We start from the raw sequence: 7877 nt of genomic DNA, 5'->3' as shown, positions 1-7877 counted from the left end.
TGGCAATACGTTAATTGATTGGAGTTAACAATGTGATAACAATTGGTGAGGTTGGAAACGAAAGTATCACATATTGGAGGTGACTTAATGATCATTTACGGAGTAGCTCTACTTTCACTTTGTACACTCGCGGGCTTGGCGATAGGGCAAGTCTTGGGATTTTTACTTGGCATACCTTCAAATGTTGGGGGTGTTGGTATCGCAATGGTGATCTTAATTGTTGCGAGTGATTATCTTCAGAAACATAAAAAGATCGATGTCAAAACGGAACAAGGGGTTGCGTTCTGGAGCGCGATTTACATCCCAATCGTTGTTGCGATGGCAGCTAAGCAAAATGTGATTGGTGCCATTACCGGTGGACCGATGGCGATTACTGCGGGCGTTGCGGCTGTTGCCGTTGGGTTTGCGTTAGTACCGGTTATTACTAAAATGGGAACAAGTTCAGTGTCCCAACTAGACAATCAACAAGCATAAGTGGGGCGCTAATGTTTGAATCTCTTATCACTGTATCAAATAAATATGAGCTAATCGTAGGCTTTGCGGTCATTGGTTTAATGATGTGGTTCTCTTTCTGGGTATCTGAAAAGTGGACCAAAGGAAGAATTCACGGCTCAGCGATAGCGATTATGTTAGGCCTAACGTTAGCTTACGTTTCGGGAGCGATAAGTGGGGGAACAAAAGGAGCTGTTGATATTCCACTCTTATCCGGAATTGGTTTATTGGGCGGCGCAATGCTACGTGATTTCGCGATTATTGCTACTGGCTTTGGCGTCAAATTGGATGAACTCAAGAAATCTGGGATGTCTGGCGTGACAGCGCTCATTTTGGGTGTGGTGATGTCCTTTATTTCTGGTGCCGCCATTGCGATGGCGTTCGGATATACCGATGCGGTAAGTATTACGACGATTGGAGCTGGAGCCGTGACTTACATTGTGGGGCCAGTGACAGGTGCTGCTCTTGGCGCAAGTTCTGAAGTGATGGCGCTCTCTATTGCCGCAGGCTTGGTAAAATCAATTCTGGTGATGATTCTAACGCCTTTTATCGCGCCATATATCGGCCTAAATTCACCTCGCTCTGCGATTGTGTTTGGCGGTCTGATTGGCACGTCTAGCGGTGTCGCCGCAGGGTTAGCTGCTACTGATGAAAAGCTGGTGCCCTACGGTTGTATCACAGCGGCATTTTATACGGCTTTAGGCTGTCTGCTTGGTCCGTCACTATTGTACTTCGCTGTTGTTAGTATCGTTGCGTAATAGCTAGCAATAATTCAAACGCTCGCCAATACCAACAAAATAAACCCATTGTTTTGTCCATCATCTGTGAAAGACGGATTTCATCTATAAGGTATGGGGCAGTTACCTTGTAGATGACGTTTGTTTCCCTTCCATTTTTTCTTCCTTCATTTAATCCTCTTCGATTCTCCAGCCAGCGTTATCTATTTCAATCGAATGCTAATTTTTTCCTCTATGCAATGATTCTTAAGCGGTTCTTAAGTTATGGCGATTAATCTTGGTGGCGAGTTTGAATCTTTCTTACCACTAACAGGAATAATCATATGGAACGTAAAACATTTTTAACTTCAACAATGGTAATAGCAGGACTACTTTCTTTTGGTGCTTATGCTTCTGACCCAACATGTACCGAAGAAAGCCCAGATAACTGGATGCAATTCGACGCGGCTCAGAAAATGGTTGAGTCACAAGGCTATAAAGTTAAGAAGTTTAAACAAACCGATACAGGATGCTACGAATTATATGGCTACGACACCAGTGGTAAGCGTGTTGAAATCTATTACAACCCGGTTGATATGACGATAGTAAAAGAGGAAGTCGATGACTAAGAAAACGCAGTGGGATCGAGTCGTTAAACTCACCCACTGGCTTGTGGCTAGTTTGTTCTTGATAAACTATTTCATTACCGAGGACGGTAGCACTTTACACCAGTGGGTTGGGTATATTGCGGTTGGAGCCGTTGTCTTAAGGTTACTATGGGGATGTGTCGCCAAACCTCCGGCGCGTCTTACCTCCTTCTTACCCTCCGTTCCTAAAGCGATAGGGCATTTAAAAGAGGTGTATCAAACCCGAGTTGATGATCACCATGGTCACAATCCTGCAGGCGCGATAATGATTTGGTGCATGTGGATAGGGCTGATAGCTATCGGAATCTCAGGGTATCTGATGGAAACAGACCGGTTCTGGGGAGAAGATTGGGTTAAAGAAATTCACGAGACCGCAGTTAACTTAACCTTCGTGTGCGTTTGCGTTCATGTTGGCGCTGTGGTTTTGATGACGCGAATTACTGGCCATTCCTACTTACAAAATATGCTTCCTGGCGAGCGAGAAAAATAGCCAGTCTTAAAGTGAGGCGCAGAAAGCAACACTCCTCAGTTGCTTTCTGTACTTTTCTTCTTAGAGTCGATTACGTCCTTACTCCACTCAGCTCACCAGATTGTTGTTAGATCCCACCGTTTTATTTGAGCCTGCCTGATTTTTGATAAGCCTTTGAATTTTTGAAGCTAAACTTGTTAAAATTTAGTTAAAGTGACATGCTGGCTGAAAGATTAGTTAGTATTTCGATAATAAATAAGAGTCGGTTCTAGGAGGAAGTATGCAGCAGGGAAAAGCGTTTCAAGATCAGATACCAAATAACCACTGTTTTGGCTGTGGACCAGAGAATGCGTCTGGCTTACAAATTAAGAGCCATTGGGTGGGGGAAAATAAATCCGCTTGTACATTTATTCCGTCTGCTCATCACTGTGCAGGTCCTACACAGTTCCTAAATGGTGGGATCATTTCTACAGTAATTGATTGCCATTGTATCTGCACCGCAATTGCCAAAGGTTATCAGTTACAGGGACGAGAAATTGGCTCAGGTGAAGCAGTATGGTACGCGACAGGGAAATTAGAAGTTAGTTACCTTAAGCCAGTACCCATTGATAAAGGTGTTGAGTTGGTGGCGATCGTAGAAGAAATCAACGGAAATAAGATGACAGTGAACTGCGAACTTTTTTCTGATGGTGTTCTCTGCTGCACTGCCAAAGTTGTTGCGGTTCAAGTACCTAATAGCTGGTTTTCTGGGAAATGATTAAAGAAATTTACAGGGTTTATCTATAGAACGTAGCATTTCTGTATGTACGGGATTCGCGCTGGTTGGAAAGTTTCTACGTAAACATCTCAATATTTAGTAGTTTGTAAAGATGTGACACAATGGATTCGTTTCTAGCGCCTTAATCTGGTGTTACGTATTTTAAAGGTAAATCAAAAACATGAACTATTTTGAATCTCCATTTTCTGGTATCCCTTTAACAGATCAAATCACTAACCCTAATATTATCGCTGGACGTCATAGTTACTATTCAGGCTACTACCATGGTCATAGTTTTGATGACTGCGTGCGTTATTTGAGTCCTGACAGAGATGACGTTGATAAGCTAATCATCGGCAGCTTCTGTTCTATTGGTTCAGGTGCTGTCTTTATGATGGCAGGTAATCAGGGACACCGAAACGACTGGATAAGTACCTTTCCATTTTTCTACCAAGACAATGAAGATTTTGCCGAGGCAGTGGATGGTTTTCAATGTGCGGGAAATACGGTGGTGGGAAATGACGTATGGATAGGCTCAGAAGCCATGATCATGTCTGGTGTTACCATTGGCCACGGTGCAATCATTGCCAGCCGAGCGGTTGTCACTAAAGACGTTGCACCTTATGAAGTGGTTGGGTCTAACCCCGCGAAACATATCAAATTCCGCTTCTCTTCTGAGCAAATTGCGATGCTTTTAGAAATGGAGTGGTGGAACTGGTCAGATAGCCAATTAAAAGGTTGTATCACGCTGCTATGTTCTGCTGATATAGAAGGCCTTCATCAGTATTGGCTTGATGAAATACGCGTGTAGAAAAGTAGCCCTGCGTCAGGAAGTGTTGGCTGCTGTGATCAATAAAATCATTTTATAACAGGACGGATTCATGACGACACAAAAAGTGGCCATCATAACGGGTGGCGGCCGAGGTATTGGTGCAGCGACCGCGCAACTTTTTGCAAATAATGGATATGCGGTATGCATCAACTATAAATCCAATTCAGAAGCGGCAGCCCAGTTAGCGGAAGCCATCACCCGTAACGGCGGCAAATGCATTACTGTTCAGGCCGATGTATCTCAAGAAGAGGATGTTGCCCGACTGTTTTCTACCGTGGACCAAGAGTTAGGCCAAATTGCTGTGCTAGTGAACAATGCCGGTATCTTAAAGACACAGATGCGTTTAGAAGAGATGACGGCAGACAGAATTAACGCAATACTCGTCAATAATGTCACCAGTTACTTTTTATGTTGTCGCGAGGCCGTTAAGCGCATGTCTACGCGCCATGGCGGGGTAGGTGGCGTGATTGTGAATGTATCTTCCGGAGCTTCTCGTTCTGGATCTCCGAACGAATACATCGATTACGCGGCGTCAAAAGGCGCGATCGACACATTAACCAAAGGCTTATCCCTAGAAGTCGCGTCTGAAGGTATCCGCGTCAATTGCGTGAGACCTGGCTTAATTCATACCGATATGCATGCGGATGGAGGAGAACCCGAGAGAATTGAAAGGCTCAAAAGTGTCATTCCATTGCAAAGGGGCGGAAAGCCAGAAGAGGTCGCTGAGGCCATTTATTGGTTAGCGTCTGAGAAGTCGTCATTCTCAACGGGGAATTATTTGGATTTAGCTGGTGGGTTATAATCGACAATCAAGCCTTGTTTAGTACCTCTGATCGCTATTGGTTACTTGCTGTTTAGCTGGGCGTCGTCAATTAAAGGATATCATGTGAAAATCAAATCCGTCACTCCAGACCCGCTTGTATGCCCTCTGTGTGGTCAGCCGAATTCCTGTCTCAATTTAGGTGATAAAGACATCAGTAAATCGTGTTGGTGTAACGATCCGTCGATAAAATTTCCCGAAGGGCTCCTTTCCCAAGTTCCTGAAGAAAAAAGAAGAAAAGCATGTATTTGCAAAGCGTGCGCGTTAAAGTATCAGAACAGTATTAAAGAGAGTTAGTACACGTTGACCGCTCGGTTTGTTAATTAAACTGAGCGTGCTCGTCTAAACAAGGGAAGTTAAGTGGACATAAAAGAAGTCAGTTCAATCACTGGTTTGGTTGCTCAATTGCATGCGCTTCTTACTGATTGCATAGAAAGTGGTGCGTCAGTCGGATTTTTAACGCCAGTTGATGAGCAGGAAGTTGATGCTTATTGGCAGTCGGTAGAGGCGGATCTTCTGGCTGGTTCCAGAAAGATCTTTTTAGCTTACGACAACGGAAGCGTTATTGGCGCAGTCCAGCTTTCTCTGTGCTCAAAAGCCAACGGTTCACACCGGGGTGAAGTTGAAAAGCTCATGGTAAAAACCAGTGCGAGAGGGCAAGGTGTAAGTAAAAAACTGATGTCACTGATGGAAAATACAGCTGCAGAAATCGGTTTGTCTTTACTGGTATTGGACACGCGACTCGGTGATATCGCATCCTCATTATATCGCGCTATTGGCTATAACGAAGCAGGGCAAATTCCTCAATTCGCGCGTAGCTCTAATGGTGAGCTCGAAGCGACAGTTTACTTCTACAAGTTATTGTAATTAGGTTAATCCATGTCGAAAGTGATCTTGAAAGGCCATATTTTGGTGCCAGAATCGGAATTGCAGGTGGTAAAGCAAGAACTAGAAAAACATAAGCGCCTGACGTTGGAAGAAGCTGGTTGCATTACATTTCGCGTTACCCAAAGTGCAGAAAACTCATTGCGATTTGATGTGTACGAAGAGTTCGTCGATGAGGCTGCATTTGAGGCTCACCAAGTAAGGGTAAAGGAGTCACATTGGGGGAAAGTGACCAATAATGTAGAACGCCATTATGAGATATTGCTGGATTAAATTTTTCTCAAACGACCTTCCAGTTTGTCGCGCTGCTTTTCAACTTCTTCAATGACAAAGTTTCGAAACGCTCGTACACGCTCGGTATGTCTTAGGTCTTCGTGGAGCAACATCCACAAATCCAGACCATAGAAAGCAGAGAATTGTTCATCGTATCGAGCCAATTCGTCATCAAAATCACCGATAAAGCAGGGTAAGAAAGAGAGTCCGACGCCTTGTTTTATCGCCATATGTGCTAATCCCGTATCATCAACGGTGAAGTCGTGCTTTCCTTCCGGGCAGACCTCTTTCGTCCAGGCGCGGTGGAAGTCGCAGCACTCAGTTCCGATCCAATTTGGCTTGTCGCCCGTTTTCTTTAAATGCTCTAGATAAGATTTGCTGCCGTATATCGCTGATGCAAAAGTGATTAACTTCTTACCAATCAGTACTTCCGCTGGATTATTAGTGACTCGCAGTGCGACGTCAGTCTCTCGGTGCGGCATACTCAAGTACGTGTTTGAAGATTGTATTTCCAGATCGATATCCGGGTACGTTTGGTGAAAACGAGCAAATATGGGAAGGAAAAAAGCGTATGCGATGTGGTGAACGACCGTCACTCGCAGCGTGCCTTTGAGAAGTTTATCTTGGCCAGACAACATGTCTTCAGCGTTGAGTACTTCTCGCTCGACATGCTCGGCAGTCGCTCTGAGTTTTTCACCCGCGAGCGTCAGTCCATAGCCTCCTTGCATACGCTCTACTAAGCGCACGCCAAGCTTGTTTTCCATTGCTCGAAGGCGTCTTGAAACGGTGGAGTGTTGTACCCCAAGCTCAGCGCCTGCACCACTGACAGAACCACGGCGAGCGACGGCCAAAAATATCTTTAGATCATCCCAGTTCATACAAACCGTCCTTGTGTGCATTTTTGCACAGTTAATGGGCATTTTTTGGGGATAACGTTTTAATTTTTGCACACCTAAACTGATATTGCACATTAAAAAGTTTGCTCATTAATAGAGTGAGAACCGAGTTTCTGAGGGAGGTGTAGTCATGAAAAAGTTAGCTGTGGTTCAACGTGCGTCTGGATTTTTAGATAAGCAGCAGAGCATCGCGTTGGTGGTTGAAAGTATTCAGTCTGCTGCCAATAACGGCGCAGAGCTTGTTGTTTTTACTGAAGCCTTTATTCCTGGTTATCCTGTCTGGTTATGGCGTTTGCGCCCTGGTAAAGATTGGGGGACAACAGACAGTCTTTATCAACGCTTAATGAGCAACGCGGTTGATTTAAGCTCATCGGATTTAGAGCCGATTTATGAAGCGGCAAAGCGTCATCACGTCACGGTTGTATGCGGCATTAATGAACGCGACTCCAGCGTCAGCCGAACAACGCTATACAACACTTACATCACGGTTTGTCATGAGGGCAATCTCATCAATGTTCATCGAAAACTGATGCCGACTAACCCAGAGAGAATGGTATGGGGCTTTGGTGATGCGACTGGATTACGGGTAATAGACACACCGGTTGGCAGGATTGGCGCACTCGTTTGCTGGGAAAATTACATGCCGTTGGCACGTTATGCGCTTTATGCTCAGGGCGTCGAAATCTACATTGCGCCTACTTATGACAGCGGCTCCGACTGGACTGAAAGCTTGCGCCATATCGCCAGAGAGGGCAGATGCTACGTTGTCGGCAGTGGTAATTTGTTGAGAGTTAACGATCTGCCTGATGACTTCCCAGAAAAAGAAACCCTCTATCCTGATAAAAACGAGTGGATTAACGGCGGAGACTCCACCGTCATCGCCCCCGGCGGGGAGACGTTAGTTGCCCCATTGCATGAAGAGGAAGGGATTTTGTATTGCGATATTGATACAGATAAAGTTGCTGCCGCCAGACGCTCTTTCGACGTTGCAGGCCATTACTCTCGCCCAGACATATTTACACTCAACGTAAATCGAGCGCCGCAAAGATCTCTGCGTATCAGGGAAGCCGAGTAAGAAAATCCCCCATCA

12 protein-coding genes are annotated in these 7877 nt (G+C 45.0%); 11 read left to right on the top strand and 1 reads right to left on the bottom strand.

Translation table 11 applies throughout. The features are described from left to right. Window positions 1-87: 87 nt before the first annotated feature. The 10 genes from madL (at window position 88) to DBX26_RS18240 (ending at window position 5891) form a co-directional block, all read left to right on the top strand. The gene (madL, locus tag DBX26_RS18285; RefSeq protein WP_014233903.1) at window positions 88-474 is read left to right on the top strand and encodes a malonate transporter subunit MadL; all 387 of its coding nucleotides are present in this window, start codon (window positions 88-90) and stop codon (window positions 472-474) included. Window positions 475-485: 11 nt separating this feature from the next. Continuing rightward, window positions 486-1250: a malonate transporter subunit MadM gene (gene madM, locus DBX26_RS18280; protein WP_118120414.1), complete on the top strand. Its 765-nt coding sequence runs from the start codon at window positions 486-488 to the stop codon at window positions 1248-1250. 302 nt (window positions 1251-1552) lie between these two features. Continuing rightward, window positions 1553-1837 (top strand): PepSY domain-containing protein, encoded by a 285-nt coding sequence (locus DBX26_RS18275; protein ID WP_118120412.1) that lies wholly within the window; start codon window positions 1553-1555, stop codon window positions 1835-1837. Continuing rightward, a complete protein-coding gene (locus DBX26_RS18270) occupies window positions 1830-2345 on the top strand; it encodes a cytochrome b/b6 domain-containing protein (protein ID WP_118120410.1) in 516 nt (171 codons plus the stop codon). Before DBX26_RS18275 ends, DBX26_RS18270 begins: the two co-directional genes overlap by 8 nt. Window positions 2346-2604: 259 nt before the next feature. Continuing rightward, window positions 2605-3081 (top strand): PaaI family thioesterase, encoded by a 477-nt coding sequence (locus DBX26_RS18265; protein WP_118120409.1) that lies wholly within the window; start codon window positions 2605-2607, stop codon window positions 3079-3081. Window positions 3082-3262: 181 nt separating this feature from the next. Then, the gene (catB, locus tag DBX26_RS18260) at window positions 3263-3892 is read left to right on the top strand and encodes a type B chloramphenicol O-acetyltransferase (protein WP_065298841.1); all 630 of its coding nucleotides are present in this window, start codon (window positions 3263-3265) and stop codon (window positions 3890-3892) included. Between the two features lie 70 nt (window positions 3893-3962). Beyond that, window positions 3963-4715: an SDR family oxidoreductase gene (locus DBX26_RS18255; RefSeq protein ID WP_118120407.1), complete on the top strand. Its 753-nt coding sequence runs from the start codon at window positions 3963-3965 to the stop codon at window positions 4713-4715. Window positions 4716-4799: 84 nt separating this feature from the next. Next, window positions 4800-5030, top strand: coding sequence for a cysteine-rich CWC family protein (locus DBX26_RS18250; RefSeq protein ID WP_081280835.1), 231 nt, complete (start codon window positions 4800-4802; stop codon window positions 5028-5030). 63 nt (window positions 5031-5093) lie between these two features. Beyond that, entirely contained in the window at window positions 5094-5600 is a 507-nt protein-coding gene (locus DBX26_RS18245; RefSeq protein WP_118120405.1) for a GNAT family N-acetyltransferase, read from the top strand. A gap of 12 nt (window positions 5601-5612) precedes the next feature. Continuing rightward, window positions 5613-5891 carry a putative quinol monooxygenase gene (locus DBX26_RS18240; RefSeq protein ID WP_020333738.1) on the top strand — a complete coding sequence of 93 codons (279 nt, stop codon included), beginning with the start codon at window positions 5613-5615 and terminating at the stop codon, window positions 5889-5891. Here the strand turns inward: DBX26_RS18240 and DBX26_RS18235 are convergent. Continuing rightward, window positions 5888-6769, bottom strand: coding sequence for a LysR family transcriptional regulator (locus tag DBX26_RS18235; RefSeq protein WP_118120403.1), 882 nt, complete (start codon window positions 6767-6769; stop codon window positions 5888-5890). The genes DBX26_RS18240 and DBX26_RS18235 overlap by 4 nt on opposite strands. A 148-nt stretch (window positions 6770-6917) precedes the next feature. Between DBX26_RS18235 and DBX26_RS18230 the strand changes: the two genes are divergently transcribed. Continuing rightward, window positions 6918-7862, top strand: coding sequence for a carbon-nitrogen hydrolase family protein (locus DBX26_RS18230; RefSeq protein ID WP_118120401.1), 945 nt, complete (start codon window positions 6918-6920; stop codon window positions 7860-7862). Window positions 7863-7877 lie beyond the last annotated feature (15 nt).

It is taken from the genome of Vibrio sp. dhg (assembly GCF_003443775.1).
Classification (GTDB): Bacteria; Pseudomonadota; Gammaproteobacteria; order Enterobacterales; family Vibrionaceae; genus Vibrio; species Vibrio natriegens.
The sequence above is the reverse complement of the archived record's forward strand: the minus strand, read 5'-3'. Positions and strand labels throughout refer to the sequence as shown.

Coding starts and splice junctions, on each gene's coding strand:
- madM (WP_118120414.1), top strand. CDS start 486: ATGTTTGAATCTCTTATCACTGTATCAAATAAATATGAGCTAATCGTA.
- DBX26_RS18240 (WP_020333738.1), top strand. CDS start 5,613: ATGTCGAAAGTGATCTTGAAAGGCCATATTTTGGTGCCAGAATCGGAA.
- DBX26_RS18230 (WP_118120401.1), top strand. CDS start 6,918: ATGAAAAAGTTAGCTGTGGTTCAACGTGCGTCTGGATTTTTAGATAAG.
- DBX26_RS18235 (WP_118120403.1), bottom strand. CDS start 6,769: ATGAACTGGGATGATCTAAAGATATTTTTGGCCGTCGCTCGCCGTGGT.
- DBX26_RS18265 (WP_118120409.1), top strand. CDS start 2,605: ATGCAGCAGGGAAAAGCGTTTCAAGATCAGATACCAAATAACCACTGT.
- madL (WP_014233903.1), top strand. CDS start 88: ATGATCATTTACGGAGTAGCTCTACTTTCACTTTGTACACTCGCGGGC.
- DBX26_RS18270 (WP_118120410.1), top strand. CDS start 1,830: ATGACTAAGAAAACGCAGTGGGATCGAGTCGTTAAACTCACCCACTGG.
- DBX26_RS18275 (WP_118120412.1), top strand. CDS start 1,553: ATGGAACGTAAAACATTTTTAACTTCAACAATGGTAATAGCAGGACTA.
- catB (WP_065298841.1), top strand. CDS start 3,263: ATGAACTATTTTGAATCTCCATTTTCTGGTATCCCTTTAACAGATCAA.
- DBX26_RS18255 (WP_118120407.1), top strand. CDS start 3,963: ATGACGACACAAAAAGTGGCCATCATAACGGGTGGCGGCCGAGGTATT.